The 21,864-nt window shown below is 67.2% G+C and carries 14 protein-coding genes; 11 read left to right on the top strand and 3 right to left on the bottom strand.

Annotation, left to right across the window (positions count from 1 at the left end; genetic code table 11):
• Position 1 precedes the first annotated feature (1 nt).
• The 11 genes from F1735_RS14615 (at position 2) to F1735_RS14665 (ending at position 16,700) form a co-directional block, all read left to right on the top strand.
• Positions 2–1,210, top strand: coding sequence for a TIGR03087 family PEP-CTERM/XrtA system glycosyltransferase (locus tag F1735_RS14615; protein WP_167237611.1), 1,209 nt, complete (start codon positions 2–4; stop codon positions 1,208–1,210).
• Complete coding sequence (gene xrtA, locus F1735_RS14620; RefSeq protein ID WP_167237612.1) at positions 1,210–2,757, top strand: exosortase A; 1,548 nt, start codon at positions 1,210–1,212, stop codon at positions 2,755–2,757. Before F1735_RS14615 ends, xrtA begins: the two co-directional genes overlap by 1 nt.
• Positions 2,754–3,917: a TIGR03088 family PEP-CTERM/XrtA system glycosyltransferase gene (locus F1735_RS14625; protein WP_167237613.1), complete on the top strand. Its 1,164-nt coding sequence runs from the start codon at positions 2,754–2,756 to the stop codon at positions 3,915–3,917. Before xrtA ends, F1735_RS14625 begins: the two co-directional genes overlap by 4 nt.
• The gene (locus F1735_RS14630; RefSeq protein ID WP_167237614.1) at positions 3,905–5,809 is read left to right on the top strand and encodes an XrtA/PEP-CTERM system amidotransferase; all 1,905 of its coding nucleotides are present in this window, start codon (positions 3,905–3,907) and stop codon (positions 5,807–5,809) included. Before F1735_RS14625 ends, F1735_RS14630 begins: the two co-directional genes overlap by 13 nt.
• A 32-nt stretch (positions 5,810–5,841) precedes the next feature.
• Positions 5,842–7,056 (top strand): TIGR04063 family PEP-CTERM/XrtA system glycosyltransferase, encoded by a 1,215-nt coding sequence (locus tag F1735_RS14635; protein WP_167237636.1) that lies wholly within the window; start codon positions 5,842–5,844, stop codon positions 7,054–7,056.
• Positions 7,053–8,234 (top strand): glycosyltransferase family 4 protein, encoded by a 1,182-nt coding sequence (locus F1735_RS14640; RefSeq protein ID WP_167237615.1) that lies wholly within the window; start codon positions 7,053–7,055, stop codon positions 8,232–8,234. Before F1735_RS14635 ends, F1735_RS14640 begins: the two co-directional genes overlap by 4 nt.
• Positions 8,225–9,199 (top strand): glycosyltransferase family 2 protein, encoded by a 975-nt coding sequence (locus F1735_RS14645; RefSeq protein ID WP_167237616.1) that lies wholly within the window; start codon positions 8,225–8,227, stop codon positions 9,197–9,199. Before F1735_RS14640 ends, F1735_RS14645 begins: the two co-directional genes overlap by 10 nt.
• The gene (locus F1735_RS14650; RefSeq protein WP_167237617.1) at positions 9,196–10,302 is read left to right on the top strand and encodes a glycosyltransferase family 4 protein; all 1,107 of its coding nucleotides are present in this window, start codon (positions 9,196–9,198) and stop codon (positions 10,300–10,302) included. Before F1735_RS14645 ends, F1735_RS14650 begins: the two co-directional genes overlap by 4 nt.
• 1 nt (position 10,303) lies before the next feature.
• Positions 10,304–11,584 carry a glycosyltransferase family 4 protein gene (locus F1735_RS14655; RefSeq protein ID WP_167237618.1) on the top strand — a complete coding sequence of 427 codons (1,281 nt, stop codon included), beginning with the start codon at positions 10,304–10,306 and terminating at the stop codon, positions 11,582–11,584.
• Entirely contained in the window at positions 11,581–13,041 is a 1,461-nt protein-coding gene (locus tag F1735_RS14660) for a lipopolysaccharide biosynthesis protein (protein WP_167237619.1), read from the top strand. Before F1735_RS14655 ends, F1735_RS14660 begins: the two co-directional genes overlap by 4 nt.
• Positions 13,042–13,490: 449 nt before the next feature.
• Positions 13,491–16,700 carry a hypothetical protein gene (locus tag F1735_RS14665; RefSeq protein ID WP_167237620.1) on the top strand — a complete coding sequence of 1,070 codons (3,210 nt, stop codon included), beginning with the start codon at positions 13,491–13,493 and terminating at the stop codon, positions 16,698–16,700.
• Positions 16,701–16,706: 6 nt separating this feature from the next.
• On the opposite strand, the gene F1735_RS14670 is transcribed toward F1735_RS14665, so the two are convergent.
• The 3 genes from F1735_RS14670 to F1735_RS14680 are packed head-to-tail and all read right to left on the bottom strand — an operon-like array spanning position 16,707 to position 21,831.
• On the bottom strand, positions 16,707–18,830 hold the full coding sequence (locus F1735_RS14670; RefSeq protein ID WP_167237621.1) for a GNAT family N-acetyltransferase: 2,124 nt from the start codon (positions 18,828–18,830) through the stop codon (positions 16,707–16,709).
• Entirely contained in the window at positions 18,794–19,960 is a 1,167-nt protein-coding gene (locus F1735_RS14675) for a DegT/DnrJ/EryC1/StrS family aminotransferase (RefSeq protein WP_167237622.1), read from the bottom strand. The genes F1735_RS14670 and F1735_RS14675 overlap by 37 nt, the downstream gene beginning before the upstream one ends.
• A 5-nt stretch (positions 19,961–19,965) precedes the next feature.
• Positions 19,966–21,831: an asparagine synthetase B family protein gene (locus F1735_RS14680; RefSeq protein ID WP_167237623.1), complete on the bottom strand. Its 1,866-nt coding sequence runs from the start codon at positions 21,829–21,831 to the stop codon at positions 19,966–19,968.
• Positions 21,832–21,864 lie beyond the last annotated feature (33 nt).

Raw genomic sequence — 21,864 nt, forward strand, 5'->3', positions numbered from 1 at the left:
CGTGGACGACCTGCTGCTGCTGATCCACCGGATTCCCTACCCGCCCAACAAGGGCGACAAGATCCGTTCGTATCACTTGCTCAAGCACCTGGCGCGCCACTACAAGGTACACCTTGCCACGTTTGTGGACGACGCCGACGACTGGCAGCACCTGCCGCGCGTGCAGGCCCTGTGCGCGTCGAGCCACTTCGCCCGGCTCGATCCGGCCAGGGCGCGCGTGCGCAGCCTGGGCGCGCTGCTGGCCAACCGCTCGCTCTCGCTCGACTACTACCGCGACAAGGGTCTGCGCGACTGGGTCGCCCAAGCCATGGCCGCCAACAAGATCGAGCGCATCCTGGTGTTTTCGTCGGCCATGGCGCAGTATGCCGAGCCGTACCGCCAAGCGCGCCGCGTGGTCGACTTTTGCGATGTCGATTCGGACAAATGGCGCCAGTACGCCGCGCAAAAGTCCTGGCCCATGAGCATGCTGTACGCGCACGAGGCGCGCCAGTTGCTGCGCTACGAGCGCAAGGTGGCCCTCGACAGCGCCGCCGCGCTGTTCGTCTCGGCGCCGGAAGCGGCGCTGTTCCGCCAGCTCGCCCCAGAAAGCGCGGAGCGCACCGGCTTTTTCAATAACGGCGTCGATACCGACTACTTCACGCCGCAGGCCCACTATCCGAATCCGTTCGTGGCCGGCCAGCAGGCGCTGGTGTTTTGCGGCGCCATGGATTACTGGCCCAACGTGGACGCGGTCAGCTGGTTCGCGCGCGAGATTTTTCCCTCGGTGCTGGCGCGCCATCCGGCGGCGCAATTTGTCATCGTCGGCGCGCGTCCGTCGGCCGAGGTGCTGCAACTGGCGGCCCGGCCCGGCGTGACCGTTACCGGCACCGTACCCGACGTACGCCCGTTCGTGGCCCACGCCGCGCTGTGCGTGGCGCCGCTGCGCATCGCGCGCGGCATCCAGAACAAGGTGCTCGAAGCCATGTCGATGGCCAAAACGGTGGTGGTCTCGCCGCAAGCGTTAGAAGGCATCGCCGCCGAGCCGGGGCGCGACCTGCTGCTGGCGCACGACGCGCCGCAGTTCGCCGCCGCCATCGACCAGGCCTTGGGCGCGCCGCGCCCGGAGATGGGCGCCTGCGCGCGCCACGTGGTCGAAACGCGCTATGGCTGGACCAGCAACCTGGCGCCGGTTGTCTCCCTGCTGGAACAGATGTCCGTCGAAAGCGCATAGTGGAACAAGGCCTTACCCTCAACCCGGCGCGCCCGGCCCGATCGCATGTGCTGCAGGCGCTCCTGATCGGCGCCGTGCTGCTGTTTCCCCTGCTGGCCTACTTCCGGACGGCGGCCTCGATCGTCAACATCTGGGACAGTTCCGGCACCTTCGCGCACGGCTACGTAATCCTGCCCATCAGCCTGTGGCTGATCTGGGGCCGGCGCGACCTGCTGCGCGGCATGCAGGTAGCGCCGTGGTGGCCGGCCCTGCCGATGCTGGCCGCCTGCGGCGCGGCCTGGCTGCTGGGTGAAATGGGCGACGTGCAGATCGTGCGCCATTACGCGTTCGTGGCCATGCTGCCCTTGTCGGCGCTGGCGATCCTCGGCCTGCCGATCGCGCGCAGCCTGGCGTTTCCATTGGGGTTTCTGTTGTTCGCGGTGCCGTTCGGCGACGTGTTCATCGAACCGCTGATCGGCATGACCGCCAACTTCACGGTCGACGCGCTGATCGCCACCGGCATTCCGGTTTTCCGCGAAGGGAACAACTTCAGTATCCCGAGCGGCAACTGGTCGGTGGTGGAAGCGTGCAGCGGCGTGCGCTACCTGATTTCGTCGGTGACGCTCGGCTCCCTGTACGCCTACCTGACCTACCGCAGCACCTGGCGCCGCGCGCTGTTCATCGTCGCCTCGATCATCGTGCCGATTTTCGCCAACGGCGCGCGCGCCTACCTGATCGTGATGATCGGCCACCTGAGCGGCATGACCCTGGCGGTCGGCGTCGATCACCTGATCTACGGCTGGATCTTTTTCGGCATCGTGATGTTCCTGCTGTTCTGGATCGGCGCGATCTGGCGCGAAGACACCGTTGCGGCGGTCGCCGTCGCCGCGCCGCCGGCCCTGCCGGACGCGCCGCCGGCGCCGCTGGCCAGACTGCTGCCGGCCGCGCTGGCGATCGTCGCCTGCGTCGGCCTCTGGCCGGCTTACCAGTATTATCTGGAGAAGAGCGCAGCGGCGCCTGCGCCGGTGGTGTTGAACGAGGTGCTCACAAGCGCGCCGCGCGGCCCCGCGTTCGTCGACTGGACTCCGGCTTTTCCGAAAGCGAGCGCCGAACTGCAGCAGTTCCACACGGCCGATGGCCAGCCGGTCGGCGTCAAGCTGCTGTACTACCGCAAGCCGCCGCCAGGCACCAAGCTCATTACCACCACCAACCGCCTGTCGCCGGTCGCGGCCCCTGTCTGGCGCACCGTCGGCACCGAGGTACGCGACGAGACCATCGGCACGCGCGGCCTGCGCCTGCGCGAGAGCAGCATGTCCGGCCCGACCGGCAAGATGCTGGTGTGGCACTGGTACTGGATCGACGGCAGCACCACCAGCAACGACTATGTCGGCAAACTGCTGCAAATCCGCCAGAAGCTGCTGCACGCCAGCGACGACGGCGCCGCCGTGATGGTGTTCGCCCACTACGACGAAAATCCGGAGCCGGCGCGGGTGGCGATGCGCGCCTTCCTCAAGGGCGACCTGGCCGCCATCGAGGCCGCGCTGGCCGCCAACACGGGCACCAGATGACCGCGCAGGCGAACAACACAGCACCGCTCGTCGTCCACCTGATCTACCGGCTCGATTTCGGCGGCCTGGAGACCTTGCTCGTCGAGCGCATCAACCGCATGCCGGCCGCGCATTACCGCCATGCGGTGGTGTGCCTGACCGGCTACACCGCGTTCGCCGACAAGATCACCAAGCCAGGCGTGCAACTGTTCGCGCTGCACAAGCAACCCGGTTTGTCGCTCGGCACCCACGCGGCCCTGTTCGCACTGCTGCGCCGCCTGCGCCCGACCATCCTGCACACCTACAACCTGTCGGCGCTCGAATACGCCCCGGCGGCCCTGCTGGCCGGGGTCCCGGTGCGCATCAACGGCTTGCACGGGCGCGACGCGGGCGATCCGCAAGGGCGCAACCGCAAGCACAATCTGCTGCGCCGCCTGATGCTGCCGTTCTACGACTGCTGCTACGCCAATTCGGCCGACATGCTGGCCTGGAACCGCACCGTCATCGGCGTGGCCGAGAACAAGAGCCGGCTCCTCTCGAACGGCATCGACGCCGACAAATTCACCCCGCAGGGCAGCGTGGTGCGCCATTTTGAAGCGGAGACGATCGTCATCGGCACCGTCGGCCGCATCCAGGACGTGAAGGACCATGCGACCTTGCTGCGCGCCTTCGTGCTGCTGCACGCCCGCCTGCCGCAGGTGCGCCTGGCGATCGTCGGCGGCGGCCCGCTGCTGGCGGCCTTGCAGGCGCAGGCCGGGCAGGCCGGCGTGGCGCACCTGGTGTGGCTGCCCGGCGCACGTACCGACGTTGCCGCTATTTTGCGCGGCTTCGACATGTTCGCGCTGTCCTCGATTGCCGAAGGCACGCCCGGTTCGGCCCTGGAAGCGATGGCCAGCAGCCTGCCGGTGGTCGGCACGCGCGTCGGTGGCGTGCCCGAAGTGCTTGCCGACGGCGTGACGGGACTGCTGGTGCCGCCGTCCGACGCCCCCGCCATGGCCGCCGCACTGGAACGCTACGTGCTCGACGCCGCGATGCGGCTGGAACACGGCGCGGCCGGGCGCGCGCGGGTCGAGCGCCACTACAACATGGCGGCCATGGTGGCCGCTTACGAATCCTTGTACGACGCCTTGTGCGAACATAAAAAACAATTCAGGAAGAGTGCGAAATCATGTGTGGAATAGTCGGCATTTTTGATACGCGCGGTGCGCGCGAGATCGACCCGGCGCTGGTCAAGCGCATGAACGAAACCCAGCACCATCGCGGCCCGGACGAAGGCGACGTGTACACCGAGCCCGGCGTCGGCTTCGGCCACCGGCGCCTGTCGGTGATCGACATCCTGAGCGGCCAGCAGCCGATGTTCAACGCCGAAGGCAATGTCGGCGTGGTCTTCAACGGCGAGATCTACAACTACCCGGAGCTGACCGGGGAACTGCAAAAGCTCGGCTACGTATTCCGCACCAAGAGCGACACCGAAACCATCGTGCATGCCTGGTCGGCCTGGGGCGAGGACTGCGTGCAGCACTTTCGCGGCATGTTCGCCATCGCCGTGTGGGACCGGGTCAAGCAGACCATGTTCATGGCGCGCGACCGCCTCGGGGTCAAGCCGTTCTATTACGCCGTGCTGCCGGACGGGATGTTCATCTTCGGTTCCGAGCTCAAGTCCCTGCGCGCGCACCCTGGCCTGCCGCGCGCCATCGACCCGCGCGCGGTCGAAGATTACTTCGCCTACGGCTACGTGCCGGAACCGAAAACCATCTACAGCGGCGCCCTTAAACTGTCGCCGGGCTTTTGCCTGACCGTGACGATCAACCAGCCGATCCCGCAGCCGCGCCAGTTCTGGGACGTGCCGTTCAAGCTGCACGGCGCCATGACGCAGGCCGACGCCGAGGGCGAGCTGGTGGTGCGCCTGCGCGAAGCGGTCAGGATCCGCCTCAAGGCCGAAGTGCCGCTGGGCGCGTTCTTGTCGGGCGGCGTCGATTCGAGCGCCATTGTGGCCATGATGGCCGGCCTGATGAAGGACCCGGTCAACACCTGCTCGATCGCCTTCAACGACAAGGCCTTCGACGAATCGGAATACGCCGAACAGGTGGCGCGCCAGTACAAGACCCACCACCACACCGAAACGGTGGACACCGACGACTACGCGCTGCTCGACACCCTGGCCGACCTGTACGACGAGCCGTATGCCGACAGTTCGGCCATTCCCACCTACCGCGTGTGCCAGTTGGCGCGCAAACGCGTGACGGTGGCCCTGTCGGGCGACGGCGGCGACGAGAACCTGGCCGGCTACCGCCGCTACCGCTACGCCATGGCCGAAGACAGCGTGCGTTCGCGCCTGCCGACCGGCCTGCGCAAGCTGGTCTTCGGGCCGCTCGGAAAATACTATCCCAAGGCCGACTGGGCGCCGCGCATGTTCCGCGCCAAGACGACCTTCGAGGCGCTCTCGCGCGACCTGGTCGAAGGCTATTTTCACGGCGTGTCGATCATGTCCGACGCCATGCGCGCGCAGCTCTTTACGCCCGCGTTCCGCACCCGCTTGCAGGGCTACCGCGCGATCGACGTGATGAAAGGCCACGCGGCCAAGTCGCCCACCGACGATCCGCTGTCGATGATCCAGTACCTCGACATGAAAACCTACCTGCCGGGCGATATTCTCACCAAGGTCGATCGCGCCAGCATGGCGCACGCGCTCGAAGTGCGCGTGCCGCTGCTGGACCACAAGCTGGTGGAATGGATTTCGGGCCTGCCGCCCGAGATGAAGCTGCGCGGCAGCGAAGGCAAGTACATCTTCAAGAAAAGCCTGGAGCAGTACCTGCCCAACGATATTTTGTACCGCAAGAAGATGGGCTTCGCGGTGCCGCTGGCCGGCTGGTTCCGTGGCCCGCTGCGCCAGCGCGTGCGCGATTCGCTCCTTGGCGACACGCTCAAGGAAACCGGCATCTTCAACATCGATTACCTGACCGAGATGGTCGAGCAGCACGAGTCGGGCCGGCGCGACTACAGCGCCCCGATCTGGACCCTGCTGATGTTCGAAGCCTTCCTGCGCAAGGAATTGCTGGGAGCGGGGGCATGACGGTCCCTGCTCGTTCAACTGCCTGCGCACCATTGCGCATCCTGCACGTGCTCGATCACTCGATTCCGCTGCACAGCGGCTACACCTTCCGCACCCGCGCAATCCTCAACGAACAGCGCATCCTGGGCTGGCAGACCTTTCATGTCACCAGTCCCAAACAGGGGATGACCCAGGCGGCTTTCGAGCACGTCGACGGCCTCGATTTCTACCGCACCGCGGCCGCCGGCGGGCCGCTCTCGCGCCTGCCGGTGTTCAACCAGGTCGCCGTGATCGACGTGCTGGAAGACCGCCTGCTCAACGTCGCCCTCGAAGTCAAGCCCGACGTGCTGCACGCGCATTCGCCGGCCCTGAACGCCGTGGCCGCGCTGCGCGTGGGGCGCCGCCTGGGCATCCCGGTGGTGTACGAAATCCGCGCCTTCTGGGAAGACGCCGCCGTCGATCATGGCACCAGCCGCGAATGGGGCCTGCGCTACCGCATGACGCGCGCGCTGGAAACGTATGCGCTCAAACGGGTGGACGCCGCCACCACCATCTGCGAAGGCTTGCGCGCCGAAATCGTCGGGCGCGGCATCCCGGCCGACAAGATCACCGTCATCCCGAACGCGGTCGACGTGGCCGACTTCAGCGTCGACGGCGCGCGCGACGAGTCGCTGGCCGTGCGCCTGCACCTGGACGGCAAGTCGGTGCTCGGCTTCATCGGCTCATTCTACGCCTACGAGGGCCTGGACGTGCTGCTGCGCGCCTTGCCGGCCATGCTGGCGGTGAACCCCGCCATCCGCGTGCTGCTGGTCGGCGGCGGCCCCCAGGACGCGGCGCTCAAGGCGCTGGCGCAGAAGTTGAACGTGGCGGACCAGGTGATCTTTACCGGCCGCGTGCCGCACGACCAGGTGCAGCGCTATTACAACCTGGTCGACGTGCTGGTCTACCCGCGCCTGAAGATGCGCCTGACCGATCTGGTTACGCCCTTGAAACCGCTCGAAGCGATGGCCCAGGGCCGGCTGCTGGCGGCGTCCGACGTGGGCGGCCACCGCGAACTGATCGACGACGGCCGCACCGGCGTGCTGTTCGCCGCGGGCGACCCGGCCGCGCTGGCGCACAAGGTGCTCGATCTCCTGGCCGCACCGGAACGCTGGGCCGCGCTGCGCGCCAACGGCCGCGCGTTCGTGGAGCGCGAACGCACCTGGGCCGCCAGCGTGGCGCGCTACCAAAAGGTGTATGGCTCGCTCAAGCGCGCCGGCGACAAATGAAGATCCTGACCTTCACGACGCTGTTCCCGAACCAGGTCAAGCCGAACCACGCCATCTTTGTCGAGACGCGCCTGCGCCACCTGGTCGCCAGCGGCCAGGTGGAGGCGCGCGTGGTGGCGCCGGTGCCCTGGTTTCCGTTCACGGGCAAGCGTTTCGGCCAGTACGGCGACTTTGCGCGCGTGCCCGCCAGTGAAGAGCGTTTCGGCCTGCCGGTGCTGCACCCGCGTTATCCGGTGATCCCGAAGATCGGCATGAATTTTTCGCCGGCGCTGCTGGCCAACGCCGCCAGGGCCACGGTGGGCCGCATGCTGGACGAGGGATTCAACTTCGACCTGATCGACGCCCACTATTTTTATCCCGACGGCGTGGCGGCGGTCAAGCTGGGCCAGCATTTCAACAAGCCGGTGGTGATCACCGCGCGCGGTTCGGACATCAGCCTGATTCCCGATTTTGCCAAACCGCGCAAGATGATCCAGTGGGCCGCCGCCAACGCCGCCGCCGTCATCACCGTGTGCGACGCGCTCAAGACCGAGCTGGTGCAGCTGGGCGCCGACCCGGCGACCATCACGCCGCTGCGCAACGGCGTGGACTTGCAGCGCTTCCGGCAGGGCGAGCGCGCGGGCCTGCGCCGCGAGCTCGGGCTCGATGGCTTTACCCTGCTCTCGGTCGGCCACCTGGTGGCGCTCAAGGGCCACGACCTGGCCATCGGCGCGCTGCCGCTGCTCCCTGGCGTGACCCTGCTGATCGCCGGCAGCGGCGTGGAACTGCCACGCTTGCAGGCGCTGGCGCGCGAACTGAAGGTCGAGGAGCGCGTGCGTTTTTTGGGCGCCGTGCCGCAGCCCGAGCTGCCGCGCTACTATGGCGCCGCCGACGCCCTGGTGCTGGCGTCGAGCCGCGAAGGCTGGGCCAACGTGCTGCTCGAATCGATGGCTTGCGGCACGCCCGTGGTGGCGTCCCGCGTGTGGGGCACGCCGGAAGTGGTGGCGGCGCCGGCCGCCGGCGTGCTGATGGTCGAGCGCAGCCGCCAGGGCGTGGCCGACGCCGTCAACGCGCTGCGCGCCGACTATCCGGCGCACGACGACACGCGCCGCTACGCCGAACAGTTCAGCTGGGACAGCACCACCGCCGGCCAGCTGAGACTCTTTAACGCGATCGTGGGGAGACAGCGATGCCGTTGAGAAGTTCGTCGCTAACTACGACCCCGCTGATTTCGGTGATCATCCCCTGCTACAACGCGCAGCGCTACATCGGCGCGACCATCGCCTCGGTGCTGGCGCAAAAAGACGTCGCGCTCGAGATCATCGTCGTCGACGACGGCTCGCGCGACGAGTCGGTGGCGCTGGTGCGCAAGGGTTTTCCGGCGGTGCGCATCATCGAGCAAGCCAATGCCGGCGTGGCGGCGGCCCGCAATACGGGCGTGGCGGCGGCGCGCGGCGAGTGGATCGCGTTCATCGACGCCGACGACATCTGGCTGCCCGGTAAGCTGGCCGCCCAGCTGGCGCAGATGGCGGCGTTGCCCGAATGCCGCATGTGCTACACCGCGTGGAAGGTGTGGCCGAGCGACGTGCCGCAGCCGGCGCAGGACTACCTGGCGCGCCTGCAAGAGGAAGCGATGGATGGCGCGCGCTGGTGCGGCGCGACCGGCTGGATCTATCCGCAACTGCTGCTCGACTGCGTGGTGTGGACCTCGACCGTGCTGATGCAGCGCACCTTGCTGGCCGAATTGAACGGTTTTGATGTCACCCTGCGCCTGGGCGAAGATTACGACCTGTGGCTGCGCGCCTCGCGCATCACGCCGATTGTCCGCGTGGCGCGGCCGTACGCCCTGTACCGCATCCACCCGGCCAGCATCACCCGCGCCACGCCGGCCGAAAACTACCGCGCGCGCGTGATCGGCCAGGCACTCGGCCGCTGGGGCCTGGCCTCGCCCGACGGGCGCAGCGGCGACGCCCGGGCGGTGCGGCGCATGCTGGCCAAAAGCTGGAGCGACTTCGCCGGCGCGCACCTGGCCGCGCGCAACCTGGGCCAGGCGCGGCGCGCCGCTTTCGCCGCGCTGCGCTCCGACCCCACCCATGTACCGGGATGGAAAGTGCTGGTCAAGACGGGCCTGAAGGCGCTGTCGCCATCAAAGGAAAAAGCATGACACTCAATATCGGACTGGTGGCGCGCTGCCTGAACACCGAACACATTCGCGGCATGGGCAAGTACGTGTACGAGCTGCTCAGCCACTCGAAGGAGCATCCCGAGATGCACTGGCGCCTGTTCGGCGACGACGACCGCCACGGCATGGTCACGCCGCCCGGCGCCAACCTGGAAACCGATGTGTTCACCTTTCGCGGCGACCGTTTCCGCGCGTGGGAGCAGCTTGGCCTGCCGCTGCGCCTGCGCAAGCTCGATATCGACCTGCTGCACGCGACCGAGGGCGCCTTGTCGCTGTGGCAGCCGAAACCGACGGTGGTGACCGTGCATGACACCCTGGCCTGGGAAGAACGGGCCGACACGCTCGGCGCGCGCCTGTACTGGGACCACACGATTCCGGCGGCTTTGAGAAAGTGCGCGCACGTGATCACCATCAGCGAATGCTCGCGCACCGACATCCTGGCGCGCTGGCCCTGGCTGGAACCGAAGCTGACGGTGATCCCGCACGGGATCGACGAAGCCTACTTCACCAATGAACACGGTCCGATGCACGCCGAACTGGCGCGCCAGATCGGCAGCGCGCCCTACGCCGTCTACCTGGGCGGGCCGATGAAGCGCAAGCGCCCCGAGTGGGCGATGGAGGTGATCGCCGCCAGCGGCCAGAAGGACCTGAAACTGGTCATCTGCGGCTTCGGCGCCGCCGCCCGCCGCACCGCCCTGGCCGAACTGCCGCCCCATTTGCAGGGCCGCGTACTGTTTGCCGAATTCCTGTCCGACGCCGAACTGCGCGCCTTGTATCGCGGCGCCCAGGCGGTGCTGTACCCGACCCTGTACGAAGGCTTCGGCTTTCCCGCGCTGGAGGCGCAGGCGGCCGGGGTGCCGGTCATTTTCAGCGCCTTGGGCAGCCTGAAGGAGTTGATCGGCCCGCTGGCGATGGTGGTGCCGCCGCACGACCTGGACGCCTGGGTCGCGGCGCTGGACCGGGCCGGCACGCTGGGCGAGCAGCGCGCGCCGATGGTGGCCGCCGCCGCGACATGGGTGCGCAAGTTCGCCTGGTCCGAGAGTTTCGCCAGCCACCTGGCGGTGTATCGAAAAGTGCGCCGCTGAGATGAAGAAAGTGCTGGTCATCGCTTATCTGTATCCGCCGATTTTCAATTCGGGGACGCGCCGCAGTCTCGAATTCGTCAACCATTTGCCCGATCATGGCTGGACCCCGACCGTGCTGACGGTCGACAGCCCCGACCCCCAGCACTGCGACCCCTCGCTGCTGGACGAAGTGCGTCCCGGCACCCGCATCGAACGCGCGCCCTTGTGGACGCGCCACATGGCGCCCAGGTTCGCGGCAAGATTCGCCGCCCTGGTCGACCCGCAACGCCTGGCCGGCGCCCTGGAATGGCGCGTGCGCCGCCTGTGGAACGTGCCGGACGAATGCGCCAGCTGGATTCCGATGGCGGTGGAGCATGCGCTGCGCCTGCACGCGCAGGAGCCGTTCGACGCCATCTACGCCACCGGCTGGCCGTGGTCCTCCTTTTTGGTCGCCGAAAAAGTCAGCCGCCGCAGCGGCGTGCCGTTCGTGGTCGATTATCGCGACCTGTGGAAGCCGGCCGAGGTGGCGTGGGACAAGACCAGCTGGCTGCAACGGCGCCTGAACCCGGGCCTGGAGCGGCGCGTGCTGCGCGCGGCGTCCGGCGTGATCGCCACCACCGAATCGTTCCTGGGCCTGCTGCCGCAAGCGCTGCTGCCCAAAAACCGCTTTTTCATCACCAACGGCTTCGATGAAGACGATTTTCCAGCGGCCGCGCCGGCGCCGGCCGACGAGCGCATGCGCATCGTCTACACCGGCGTATGGCGCCCCGGCTACGGCCCGGACGACCTGTACGCGGCGGTGCGGCTGCTCAAGGAGCGCGGCACGCCCAAGCTGGCGCGCTTGAGGATCGTGGTGGCCGGCTACGCGCCCGGTCCCGCGCGCGAATACGGCATCGACGACATCGTCGAGGAACGCGGGCGCGTGCCGCATGCCGAGGCAACCGCGCTGATGTCGGGCGCCAGCGTCTTGTACCTGCCGGTCTCGAAAGGCGTCTACGAGCACGCCAGCATGCCGGGCAAGCTGTTCGAATACCTGGGCAGCGGGCGCCCGATCCTGGCGTCGGCGCAGCCGGTCAGCGAAGTGGCCAAGACGCTCACCCAGGTCGGTGGTGCGCGGCGCGCCGATCCGGGCGATGTGGCCGGACTGGCCGACATCCTGGCCGCCCTGTGCCAGGACGGCCCGGGCGCGATCTTTTCAAAGCGCATTCCGAGCGAACTGGCGATGTACACGCGCGCCAGCCTGACCGGCAAGCTGGCGCTGGCCCTTGGCGCCATCGTGCGGCACCCACGGAGCGCCGCATGAGCACCGTGCGGCGCGCCATGGTGTTTTCATTCCTCGAGAGTTATCTCGGCATCGCCCTGAACCTGGTGTCGTTCGTGCTGCTGGCGCGTTTGCTCACGCCCAAGCAGGTCGGCCTGTTTTCGGTGGCGCTGGCGATCATCAGCGTCACGCAGGTCATCCGCGATTTCGGACTGGTGAATTTTCTGATCCAGAAAAAGGAACTCACCGGCGAATACATCGCCAGCGCCTGGGGCCTGGCCCTGATCCTCGGTTGCAGCCTGTTTTTGCTGATTCAACTGTGCGCCCCGCTGATCGGCGCCTTTTATCATGAAGAGAGCCTGACCGCCATCGCCCGCATCGTCGCGCTCAACTTCCTGATCCTGCCCTTCAATTCGGTGTGCCTGGCGCTGCTGCGGCGGGAACTCAATTTCCAGTCGGTGATGCGGATTAACCTGTCGGCGGCCGTGCTCTCGACCATCGCCACCCTGCTCATGGCGTGGCAGGGCGCGGGCGCGTATGCGCTGGCCTTCGGCGCGGTGTTGAACAACGCGATCATCGCCGCCGGCATCTGGCACGTGGGCGCGGCCGCCCGCCTGCTGCGTCCCGCCCTCTCCAAGTGGCGCGAGATCATGAAGTTCGGCGGGCCGCTCACCGTGGCCAACGTGATCACCTCGATCACGATGGATATCAACGATCTGGCGGTCGGCAAGATCATGGGCTTTTCGGCGGTGGCCATCGCCAGCCGCGCCCAGGGCCTGATGAACCTGTTTCACCGCGATTTCATGGGCGCGGTGCGCAATGTGGCGTATCCGGCGTTTTCGAAAGCGGTGCGCAATGACGATAAGCTGGAAGAAAAGTATGTTATCAGCGTCACCAATGTGACCGCCATTGCCTGGACCTTTTATGGCTTTGCCGCGCTGTTTCCGCTCGAAGTGCTGCGCTTGATGTTCGGCCCGCAGTGGGACCAGTCGGCGCCGCTGGTGCCATTCTTTTGCCTGGCCGGCGCGGCCAGCGCGATGATCAACCTGACCCCGACCGTGCTGCTGGCCGCCGGCCACTCGAAACTGGTGGCCACGGCCGAACTGATCATCCAGCCGGTCAAGGCGATCGCCCTGTGCCTGGTGGTTTTCTATTACCGTAACCTGCAGTATTTCGCGATCGGCTTTATGGTGATGGCCCTGGTCAGCGTGCCGTACTGGTATGCGCTCAAGCAACGCCGCCTGCCGACCGACTTCGGCGCGCTATTGCGCTATGTGGGCATGAACCTGATGCTCGCGCTGCTCAGCCTGGCGCCGGCGATCGCGCTCACGCTGTGGCTGCGCCCGGCCGGCCAGGCGCTCGGCCACGCGGCCTTCTTTAGCTGCGCCGGCGCTACCTGCGTGGCTTGGCCGCTGCTGCTGTGGGCCTTTCGTCATCCCTTGTACCGCGAGTTCCTGGCCATCGTCCAGGCCCGCCGCGCGAGCGCCGGCGGCAAATAAGACGGCGCTATTGTCAAACATATTAGCGCCGTTGTTTTTCCTGAATTATTATCTCGATTGCCGCACGCTATTCATTGCCGGCCTTAGCGGTTAATATGGCGGCGCTGCGGCCGCGATAATGCCAAGCCGGCCATAAGATTATACTCGCGGTAATATTGACCAGCCCTTCATTGTTATTTCAATTCGGCAAGTTGATAATCATTGCCATTCCATCATTCCACGAAAATATATATTCGAATTTCTCGTTTTGTTTGTGAACGGTCATTTCATACGCATGAAATATGCGGGTAAAATGCTGTTTCCATGCCGCAACTATAGAGTCCATCGCCGCGCTATTGGGGTTGTTTAAAGAACGAGCGACGCCGCGTTAATAGCACTTTTCTCATTGTTATTACGAAGAAACCATTATGACCGATTTGCAACGCCGTATATTCCTCCGACGCTCCACCATGCTCGTTGCCTCCGGCGCGCTCACCGCTTGCGGTGGCGGCGGCGGCGGCGGCGATGGCGCCGCCGCCGCGCCCACCTCGACCGCCGCCGGCGGCGTGCAGAGCACCGCTTCCGGTCCCTTCGACCAGGGGACGCCGCCGGTCGTGCCGCAGCCGGGCGCGCCGGTTCCGAACGCCTCGTTTACCGTTGTCAGCACCACCGGCCAGGCTTCGGCGCCGTTCTGCCTGGGCTTCGCCTTCCGCCGCGGCGATGTGCCGGCCGGACGCACGCTCGGCTCGGACCAGGGCGCCTTGCAGGTCAACGTCAAAAACCTGTGGCCGGACGGTTCGCTCAAATTCGCGCTGCTCTCCGGCCAGGCCAGCCTGCCCACGCCAGCCGGCACCACCGTCAACCTGGGCGTGCTGGCCACCGGCGCGAGCGCGAGCCCGATCGAGACGGCGCGCCTGCGCACCAGCGGCGCCGTCGCCGCAGTCGGTTGCGGCGCGTTCGGCACCGTCAGCTGGCAGGGCGCCGACTGGGACAGCCCGTTCAAGACGTGGGTCAGCGGTCCGCTGATGTCGTCCTGGATTTACCGCAAGCCGGTCGGCAGCGACCCGCACCTGGTGGCCTGGCTGGAAGTGCGCCTGTGGGCCAGCGGCGCGCTCGAAGTGCTGCCGTGGATCGAAAACGGCTACCTGCGCGTGGCCGCGCCATCGAACAAGGCGGCCACCTACACCTTTTCGCTCAATGGCAGCTTGCGCATGTCGGCCGCGATCGACCTCAAACACCACCAGCGCACCCCCTTGATCAGCGGAACCGCCCTGTCGTACTGGGGTGGCGCCGATCCCGGCGTGGTGCCGCGCCAGAATGCGCTCTATTTGCAGGCGAGCGAACTGGTGCCCTCGTACCAGGCGCGCCTGACCGCCGACGCCAGCGCGGTCAAGGCCCTGGTGGCCAGCTACACGCCGCTGCAGGCGGGTAACTTCACCTACGACAGCGACAGCATGGCCTCGTCCGGCTACCAGGATCCGATCGGCCTGCTGCCGCAGCACGATGTGCTGTTCCTGGTGGCCGACACCCCGGCCACGTTCGCCGGCGTGGTGCGCAACGGCTTTTCGGCCGGCCGCTACGGCCTGCATTACCGCGACGAGAGCACCAACCGCCCGCTGCGCTTTTCCAGCTATCCGACCCTGAACATCCGCACCGGCCATGGTTTCAAGGATACCGGCGGCTCCACCAACGGCCAGTACACCCCGGTGGCCACGGGCGGCAATCCGCCCGGCTGGGATGTGGCGCACAGCCCCTCGGTCGGTTTTGCGGCCTACCTGGTCACCGGCCGCTTTTACTTCATGGAGCAGGTGCAGTTCGCCGCCACCGCCAATTACCTCGGCAATGGCGACAATACCGCGCTGCGCACCGGCAGCCTGGGTCTGGTGCAGACCGCCGTCGCGGCCTGGCAGACCCGCAGCTGCGCCTGGGACTGGCGCACGCGCGTGCAAGCCCTGTGCGTGACGCCCGACGACGACCGCGAGCTGCGGGCCGAATTCATCGCCTCGGTGGAAGCGAATATCGAGCACTTCCACGGCCGTTACGTGGCCCGTCCGAACAACCCGTTCGGCTGGATCAAGCCGGGCGAAGGCTACGACGGCACCATCCGCATGGCTTCACCGTGGCAGCAGGACTTCGTCACCGCGGCCTTTGGCTATTCGGTCTCGCTGGGCTTGCCGATTTCGGCGGCCGCCAGCACCAAGCTGGGCGCCTTCTTCGCCTGGAAGGCGCGCAGCGCGGTCGGCCGGCTCGGCACCAAGGACGCTTTCTGGTACATCAACGCGGTGCCGTACACGATGGTCATCTCGCCCGACGCCAGGCCCGATTACGATAACGGCACCGGTCCCTGGTACAGCTCCGAGGCCGAGGTGTACCGCGCCACGTACGCCACGCCGCCGGTCTGGATGGGCAAGACCGAGGGCGTGCTGGCCGGCGAATACATGCCGGGCGAGCGCGCCATGTGGGGCAACCTGGTGCCGGCCATCGCCTACGCGGTGCGCCATGGCGTGCCGGGCGCGCGCGAGGCGTACGAGCGCATGACGCGCGCCAGCAACTGGGGCGCCTTGCGCGCCGCCTTCGACGCCAAGCCGGTGTGGGGCGTGAAACCGGCGCTGTATGCGCCGACCCAGCCGGTGCCGGTGCCAAGCACGCCGCAGGAAGGCGATCCGGCCTGGTTCGCCGGCACCGGGCTGGGCGAGTGGATCGAGATCGCCGGCACCGCCGGCGCGGGCGGCTCTGCGGTGCATGCCTACAGCGGCATCGCCTTCAATGAACGCAGCAACGACATCCTGATCGCGGCCGCCGGCGGCCACCTCGATTCGCCCGACAACCGGGTGGTGTCGCTGCGCCTGACCGACAATGCGCCGGTGTGGCGGCTGCTCCACAGCCAAAGCTCGCCCGCGGCGATGGATGTGGCCTATTACGCCGATGGCACGCCGACCTCGCGCCACCTGTACAGCACCATGCATTACGTGCCGCAGTTGAACCGGGTGATGACCTTCGGCGTGCGCGGCGCCTACGGCAATGCGCACTCCTTCCACAACGTCGATGGCTTCGACCTGGAATCGAACACCTGGGACCGGCCCGGCACCTGGACCGACATTCCGACCGGGCACCTGGGCGCGCTATCGATCCGCGCCACGGGCGACATCTGGAGCACCGGGCTGGCGCGTTTTTCGGCCAGCACCCGCACCTGGAGCGAGCCGATCACGCAGCGCACCAACGATACGATCCGCTGGCCGATCGCGCACGACGCGCTGCGCAACCAGCTGTTTTCGCTGAACTGGGCGGACGGCATGGGTTACGGGGCGCTGGGGGTGTTCGCTTCACGCGTGCCGCTCGATGGCACGGCGCAGATCTCGGTGGCGTTCAATCCGGGTGCGGCGCTCGAGAGCTTCAAGGCCGACAAGCCGACCTACGCCGGCATGGATTACGACCCCGCCAACGACCGCTTCCTGTTCTACTGCGGCCAGGGCGCGGGCGCCGGCCGCATCTACGTGATCAAGCCGAACGGGGGCAATACCTGGGACATGAGCATGTTCGAACTGGCCGGGGGCACCCGTCCGCCCGAGAGCACCGGGGCCGGGGTGCATAACCGCTTCCGCTACGTGCCGGCGCTGCGTGGTTTCATGCTCATGCCGAACGGGAAGGACAACATCTTCTTCATCCGTACCTCGGCGTAAGCAGGTTCAGCCCAGGCGGTCGGCCACGCCGCGCGCGGCGCGGCCGGCCGCTTCGCGCGCCAGTCCTTTCAGGCCGCGCAGCGACTTGGGGTTGTACGCCACCATGCCCCAGCGTTCGCGCCGGTGGCTCATCCACGTCTTTTTATAGGCGTCGTCGCCGATCAGGTAATCGATTTCGGTGACCTTGTCCTTGTCGATCGCGTGCTCCATCAGCATGGCCGTAACCAGGGTCCCCGGCGAATAGGCCTTGAAGCCTTCGTCGTAGGCCAGCTTGTAGATCTCGGCCCGTCCGTACGAGACGATCCACAATTGCGCGGCCACCGGTTCGCCCTTGATCCACGCCAGTCCCAGGCGCAGGAAGCCCTTGGCGGCGTAGGTCTGCATCAGCGCCGGCATGAACGCGGGGAAGGGCTCGGGCTTTTTCCAGCTGGCCGCGTACACCTTTTCGTAGGCCGCAATGGCCACCGGCAGATCCCTGGCGCTGGTGACGATTTCCAGGGTGCCGCCATCGTTGGCGAACTTCTTGCCCATGCGCCGGATGGTGTTTTGCAGCTGTCCGCCGCGCGCGGCCAGGTAGCCGGCCCAGTCGCCGCTGATCGGCTGGTACCAGTTGCCGAAGGCGAAATACTCGAACGCCAGCCAGCCCTTGATGCGCATCGCGCCCAGCATGGTCTGGTAGGCGTGCGAATCCGGGTCCATCGGCGTGAGCGTCAGCGACGCGATGCTCGGAAACTCGTCGTGGATGGCCGAGAGCAGCGTCACCATCTCGCGCGGTTTCAGGCCGGGGTCGAGCACCGGCTCGTACAGGCTGGTATAAAAATTCGACAATGAACTCAGTTGCCAGGCGCCGCCGGTTTTCTGGGCGCGCAGCGGCAGCACCGCCATCACGTGCCGGCCCTGGCGCAGCACGTAGAAGCGCAGCCCGGGATTGGCCGGATAGACCGTCTCGACCAGGTTGCGGTACCACGCCAGGCCGCCGGCCACATTCTGCTTCTCGGCCTTGGTCATGAAGCTTTGCACGTCGGGGGCCAGCGCGTCCGGGTGGTGGACCACCTCGACCGCCAGGCCCTCCAGCGCGCGCGGCTTGCTGTGCCATGCGCGCAGCGACACCTTCAGCGCTTCGGCCGCGCTCCAGCGGTACAGCGTGCGGTGCCGGATCCAGCGCTGGCTGCTGGCCCACTCGAGCAGGTTGTGGTCGGCGTCGGTGTAGAACTCGATGGCGCCGCCCGGATCGGCCTCGAACGCGTGGTCGATCACGCCGCGCAGCAGCAGGCGGCCCGGCGAATATTCGGCAAAGCTCTCGTCGTAGCTGGTCTTGAGCATCACGTACATGCCGTTCTGGCGCAGGATCAGGCGCGAGGCGGCCAGCTTGTCGTCCAACCACAGTTCGCACACCAGGGCGTGGCCGTCCACGGCGGCGCCCCGCAGCAGGTCGCGGTAGAACTGCTGCTGGGCCGGGGTGGCGCCGACCGCGGTGCCGCTGCGGCCCTTCCAGCCGGCGCTTTCGAGCGCGGCGTAGCGCTCCACCGCCGCGTCCATCTGGTCGGCTTCGACGATGTGCATGTGGCGCTTGCTCACGCCCTTCTCCAGCAAGCGTTTCTGGTAGCGCTTGATATTGCTTTGCAGGTGGGCACGCGCCGACCAGTAATCGTCAACGCCGCCATCGAGCGAAATGCGCATGGTGCGCGCGTGGTTCATCAATTGCTGGCCCGGCGCCGGGCCGGCCAGCACGGCGCCCACTTGCGGGTCGTTGCAGAGCAGGTCGAGCTGGATCACCAGCGGCGGCAGGCTGCCCCAGAGCGAGTCGAGCAGCGCGGCGTCGGCCACCATGGTGGCGCCGATCTGCGCCTGCGGCGGCAGGAAGCTGGCCCAGACCAGCGCATTGCGCCGCTTGAGCACGCACATCGCCTCGACCTGGCCGTCGCGCCGGCAGGTCCACAACTGCTCGCTGCCGTCGCCGAACTGGGCCAGCAGGCCGTCGATGAAGCGCGCGTCGAGCAGCGGATGGCCGCCGAACAGGCGAGCGTTCAAGGCATCCCAGGGGGCGCCGTGCTCGCCGAGGGAGCGCTGCAGCGGCACGCCGCTCCAGCCGCTCATGCCAGCGCTTTCGATACCAGCGCCGTCATCCACGTCATCTGCTGCGCCGACAGCGCCTGGTGGCAGGGCAGGTGCAGCAGGTGCAGGCGGTAGTTGCGCGCCACCGTGCAACTCGACACCGCCATGTCGTCCCAGCGGAAAATCGGCATGCCGGCCTGCTTTAACTGGTAAAACACCGGGTCCGGCTGGGCGATCGTGATCGGGAACATATAGGGTGCGCAGTCGTCGGGCAGGTCGGGCATGAGCGCCTGGCCGCCGCGCGCGCCGGCCACCGCTTCGAGCCACTGGCGGTAATGCTGGCGGCGTTGTTCGACCAGGGGGGCGAGGCGGGTGCGCCGCATCACCCAGCGCGACAGCGCCAGGCTGTTCTTGTTTTCCATGGCACGCTCGTAGGAGGGGGAAGGCTGGTCGTGGCGCTCGAAGATATCCTGCCCGCGCAGGGTGGGGTCGCGCGGCACGGCATCGGCGGCGATCGCGCGCGCGGCGCGGTTGCGCGACCAGGCCGTCTTGAACGCCTTGATTTCGCGCAGCAGGCCGGGTTTGGCCGGCGGCGTGATCGGAAACAGCGCCGGGTTGGCCCACAACACGCCGCCGTCTTCGCAACCGAAAAATTTGCAGGGGCTGGCCATCAGCACATGGTCGGCGTTGGCCTGGCCGGTCTGGGCGCGCTTGGCCGCCACCTGCCAGGCATGCGAACAGTCTTCGATCAGCATGATGCCGTGGTGGCGGCACACCGCGCTCACCGCCGCCATCAGGGCCGGCGGCTGCTCGAAGCCGAAGTAGTGCGGCAGCACCAGCGCCTTGATGCCGTGGTCGCGCGGCGCCAGCAGGGCGCGGATGCTGTCCACGCGCGGGGTCAGGTCGCTGTCGACGTCATAGAACAGCACCGTGCCGCCCAGCGCCAGCGCCGGGTCGATCATGGTGCGGCAATGGTAGGACGGCGCCAGCAGCACCGTGCCGGGACCGATGCCGCCGGCCTGGCAGGCGGCGTGCATGGCGTAGCGGCCGCGCGCGAAGTGGCGCACGGCGGTGCCGTCGATCAGGGCCGGGGCCACGGTGCCGCTGCCGAAACTGAGGTCGGCCCAGCGCAGGACCGGCAACAGGGGAGCGCTCGGACGGGGGAAATCACATGCAACGGCGTCGAAACGCTGGTAATCGGGCATCGGTATCAGCTTTGCGGTGCGGAGCGCTGCTTGAACCACTGCTCCATCATCATCAGGACCCACACCATGGTCCCATGGTAGCCGGCGTGCTCGTTCAAGTGCTGGCCGACCAGCGCGTCGATAAATTCGGGACGCACGATCTGGCGCGCCTTCAGGTCGGCCAGGCTGTCGAGCGCGAGCTGCTGGAGCGGCTTGTGCTTTTGCAGCCATACGCCGAACGGCAGGCCGAAGCCGTGCTTTTGCTTGGTGATGATGTCGTCGGGCAGGAAGCCGCGCAGCGCTTCCTTGAAGAAGTAGCGCAACTGGGTGCCATTGAGTTTCTGCTTGGCCGTCAGGCGCGCCGAGAAGGCCACCATCTGGTCCGACAGGAACGGAAAGGCCGCTTCCATCGCCGCCAGTTCGCACGCCTTGATCACCTTGGGCAGGTCGTTGTCGGCCAGGGTGACTTTCAGGTCGAGCGCCAGCATGCGGTTGATCAGGCTCGATGCATCGTTCTGGGCGTAGGTGTGCGACAGGCTGGCCAGCGGCGCGCCGGTGTCGGCGCTGGCCAGGAAGCCGGCGGTAAACACTTGCGCCGGGCCGAAGCGGCCCAGCAGGTTGTAGGTTTCCAGGCGCGCCGGCATCGGCAGCGAAGCTTGCTCGATGTAGCTGCGCGCCTTGCGAATCAGTTTCAGGCGCTCGCCGGCCGGGAAGTTGAAGACGGCCGGTTCCAGCAAGGCCTTGCGCAGCAGGCCCGGCACCTTGTCGTACAGGGCGAACACGTGCTGCTTGGAGTAGCGCTCGTTGCCGCCGAATAGTTCGTCGCCGCCGTCGCCGCCCAGCATGCGGGTGACGCCGTCGGCGCGCGCCAGGCGCGCGCAGTAAAAGGCCGGCACCGCCGAGGCATTGCCGAAGGGCTGGTCGAATACGGCGCCGATGCGCGGAATGGCGGCCACCACGTCGTCCGGCGTGACGTAGTATTCGTGGTGGATGGTGCCGAAGTGTTTCGAGGCCAGGCGCGCGTACGACATTTCGTCGTAGCCTTCGGCTTCGAAGCCGATCGAGTAGGTGTTGACCGGCTGGTCGCTCAGCTCGCGCATGACGCCGGCGATGGTGGAGCTGTCGGTGCCGCCGCTGAGGAACGCGCCGTACGGCTGCTTGCCGGCCGCATCAACCACGCTGCTGCGCAGCAGGTCGCGGAACTGCTGCTTGAGGTCTTCGAACGAATGCTGCGGCTGTTCGTCGAACACCATGCGCCAGTAGGCGCGTTTCTCGACGCTGCCGTTCCTGAAGCGCAGGCATTCGCCCGGCAGCAGGCGTTGCTGGCCGCGGTACACGGTGCCTGGCGCCGGAACCATGTGGAAGTAGACGTAGTTGTACAAGCCTTGCGGATCGATCGCCGCCGGCGTTTTGGGGTGGCGGATCAGCGCGTCCGACGAGGTGGCGAACACCAGCGCCTCGCCTGCCGTCTGGTAGCTCAGTTGGTGCGTGCCCATGCGGTCGATCGCCAGCAGGGCGTCGCCCTTGGCGTCGTCGAGGATGGCGAGCGCAAAGGCGCCGCTCAGCTTGACGCAGACGGCGTCCGGGTCGCGCCGCCACAAGCGCGCCACTCGTTCGGCCAAGCCGTCAGCCAAGCCGTCACCTTGCCGGCCCTGGGCGTCGAGGCCGTCGGCCAGTTCCGGTTCGCCCCACACGGCTACCAGCAGGCCGTCGCCCTGGTACAGGTGGGCGCTGGCCGCGCGCGCCGACACCGCCAGCGCGCTGCGCGCCGCTTGCAGGGTGCCGATGGCGTTCTGGTCGAAGGCCGCCAGCGGCGTCGCCATGACGCCGATCAGGGCCTGGTTGTCAGCGACACTGGCGCCGTGGCCGATCCAGCCACACAAGCCGCTCACTGCGGCTTCCCGGAAAATTGACTCATTGCTATC

The organism is Massilia genomosp. 1, assembly GCF_011682185.1.
In the GTDB taxonomy this organism is placed as follows: domain Bacteria; phylum Pseudomonadota; class Gammaproteobacteria; order Burkholderiales; family Burkholderiaceae_D; genus Telluria_A; species Telluria_A rubra.

Excerpts from the sequence above, each read along its gene's own strand:
- F1735_RS14625 (WP_167237613.1), top strand. The coding sequence starts at position 2,754 with ATGACCGCGCAGGCGAACAACACAGCACCGCTCGTCGTCCACCTGATC.
- F1735_RS14630 (WP_167237614.1), top strand. The coding sequence starts at position 3,905 with ATGTGTGGAATAGTCGGCATTTTTGATACGCGCGGTGCGCGCGAGATC.
- F1735_RS14640 (WP_167237615.1), top strand. The coding sequence starts at position 7,053 with ATGAAGATCCTGACCTTCACGACGCTGTTCCCGAACCAGGTCAAGCCG.
- F1735_RS14645 (WP_167237616.1), top strand. The coding sequence starts at position 8,225 with ATGCCGTTGAGAAGTTCGTCGCTAACTACGACCCCGCTGATTTCGGTG.
- F1735_RS14650 (WP_167237617.1), top strand. The coding sequence starts at position 9,196 with ATGACACTCAATATCGGACTGGTGGCGCGCTGCCTGAACACCGAACAC.
- F1735_RS14655 (WP_167237618.1), top strand. The coding sequence starts at position 10,304 with ATGAAGAAAGTGCTGGTCATCGCTTATCTGTATCCGCCGATTTTCAAT.
- F1735_RS14660 (WP_167237619.1), top strand. The coding sequence starts at position 11,581 with ATGAGCACCGTGCGGCGCGCCATGGTGTTTTCATTCCTCGAGAGTTAT.
- F1735_RS14665 (WP_167237620.1), top strand. The coding sequence starts at position 13,491 with ATGCTCGTTGCCTCCGGCGCGCTCACCGCTTGCGGTGGCGGCGGCGGC.
- F1735_RS14675 (WP_167237622.1), bottom strand. The coding sequence starts at position 19,960 with ATGCCCGATTACCAGCGTTTCGACGCCGTTGCATGTGATTTCCCCCGT.